The following is a 2,231-nucleotide window of genomic DNA, read 5'->3' on the forward strand; positions in this document are numbered from 1 at the left end:
GGGTGGTGAGGGGCGCAGGCCGAAGGTGGTGAAGGCGGTGCGGGCCGGCAGGGGGTAGACGGGGCGGCCGGTGAGGGTGTTGAGGATGGTGGCGCCGCGCCAGGCGGCGAGGCCGAGGTCGGGGGTGCCGACGCCGTGGGTGTGGTGTTCGGCGTTCTGGACGAAGACGGAGCCGGTGACGCAGGGGTCCAGGACGAGGCGCTGTTCGGTGTCGATGCGGGGGCGGACGGCGGCGTCGCGGCGCATGTAGGGGTCGAGTGCGGCGAGCAGGGTGTCGGTGCGGGAGGCCCGGTAGCCGGTGGCGAGGACGACGGCGTCGGTGGTCAGGCGGCTGCGGGCGGCCTGGTGCGGGTGTTCCAGGTGGAGTTCGACCTTGGTGGTGCCGACGCGGCCGGCCGTTCGGACGGTGACGCCGGGGGTGAGGGTGGCGTCGGGCCAGCCGCCGTGGAGGGTGCGCCGGTACAGCTCGTCGTGGATGGCGGCGAGGGTGCCGTGGTCGATGCCCTTGTGGAGCTGCCACTGGCCGGGCAGCAGTTCGTCGCGTACGGACTCGGGGAGGGCGTGGAAGTAGCGGGTGTAGTCGGGGGTGAAGTGTTCGAGGCCGAGCTTGCTGTACTCCATGGGTGCGAAGGCGCCGGTACGGGAGAGCCAGTGCAGCCCTTCGCGGCCGGCGGGGCGGGCGCGCAGCAGGTCGAGGAAGACCTCGGCGCCGGACTGGCCGCCGCCGATGACGGTGATGTGCTCGGCGGTCAGCAGGCGTTCGCGGTGGGCGAGGTAGTCGGCGGAGTGGAGGACGGGGACGGCGGGGGCGTCGGCGAGCGGTTTGAGGGCTTCGGGTACGTGCGGGACGCTGCCGATGCCCAGGGCGAGGTTACGGGCGTAGGCGCGGCCCAGGGCCTCGGCTTCGCCGTCCGCGCCGAGCTGGGTGTAGTCCACCTCGAAGGCGGCGCGGTCCGCGTTCCAGCGGACGGCGTCGACCTGGTGGCGGAAGCGCAGGGCGGGGAGGTTGGTGCTGACCCAGTGGCAGTAGGCGTCGTATTCGGCGCGGTGGATGTGGAAGCGCTCGGAGAAGTAGAAGGGGAACAGCCGTTCCCGGTGCTTGAGGTAGTTGAGGAAGCTCCAGGGGCTGGCGGGGTCGGCGAGGGTGACGAGGTCGGCGAGGAAGGGGACTTGGAGGGTGGCGTCCTCGATGAGCAGGCCGGGGTGCCACTGGAAGGCGGGGCGCTGGTCGTAGAAGGCGGTGCGCAGCTCGGTCAGGGGGTGGGCGAGGGCGGCGAGGGAGAGGTTGAAGGGGCCGATGCCGATGCCGATGAGGTCCAGTGGCTCGTCCGGGGTGCTGACGGGCCGGTGGCCGGCGGGATCGGGTTCGGTGCCGGCGGTGCGGGTCCTGGCCGGGGTATCGGGTCCGGGGCTCGGGGAGGGCAGTTGGAGGGTGGCGGCGTCGGGGCGGGGGGTGCTCATCGCGGGGTGTGGCCTTCCACGAGTTTCAGGAGGGAGGTGAGGTCGTCGGTGGTGGTGTACGGGTTGAGGAGGGTGGCTTTGAGCCAGAGCCCGGTGGGGGTGGCGGCGCGGCCGAGGACGGCGCGGCCGCGGTGCAGGAGGCGGCGGCGGATGGTGGCGACGGTGGTGTCGTGGGCGCCGGCGGGGCGGAAGAGGACGGTGCTGAGGGTGGGGCGGGGGTGGAGTTCGTGGGCGGGGGGGGCGTCGATGAGGTCGGCGAAGGTGCGGGCGGCGGCGGGGGTGGGGTCGACGAGGTCGGCGAGACCGGTGCGGCCGAGGGCCTTGAGGGTGACGGCCATCTTGAGGACGTCGGGGCGGCGGGTGGTCCGCAGGGAGCGGCCGAGCAGGTCGGGGAGGCCGGCTTCGGTGTCGTCGTCGGCGTTGAGGTAGGCGGCGCGGTGGGCCAGCGGGGCGAGGTGGGCCGTGGCCGGGACGGCGAGGAGTCCGGCGGCGACCGGCTGCCAGCCGAGTTTGTGCAGGTCGAGGGTGACGGTGTGGGCGCGGTGCAGGCCGGTGAGCAGCGGGCGGTGGGTGTCACTGAACAGGAGGGGTCCGCCGTAGGCGGCGTCGACGTGGAGGCGGGCGCCGTGGGTGTCCGCGAGGTCGGCGAGGGCGGGGAGCGGGTCGATGGCGCCGGTGTCGGTGGTGCCGGCGGTGGCGCAGACGAGGACCGGGGGGCCGGGGGTGCCGGGGTGGCGGAGGTCGGTCAGGGCGGTGTGGAGGGTGTGGGG

At 74.0% G+C, this 2,231-nt stretch carries 2 protein-coding genes; both read right to left on the minus strand.

Going from position 1 to position 2,231, the window contains the following annotated elements; genetic code table 11:
* The coding region (locus tag ADK86_RS14940) for a lysine N(6)-hydroxylase/L-ornithine N(5)-oxygenase family protein (RefSeq protein ID WP_234345865.1) at positions 1 to 1,461 on the minus strand (1,461 nt) is incomplete at its 3' end.
* Positions 1,458 to 2,231 (minus strand): pyridoxal phosphate-dependent decarboxylase family protein (locus ADK86_RS14945; protein ID WP_234345866.1); only part of this gene is annotated, 774 nt, incomplete at its 5' end. The genes ADK86_RS14945 and ADK86_RS14940, both read right to left, overlap by 4 nt.

Origin of the sequence: Streptomyces sp. NRRL F-5755 (assembly GCF_001279365.1) — a bacterium.
GTDB classification, from domain to species: domain Bacteria; phylum Actinomycetota; class Actinomycetes; order Streptomycetales; family Streptomycetaceae; genus Streptomyces; species Streptomyces rimosus.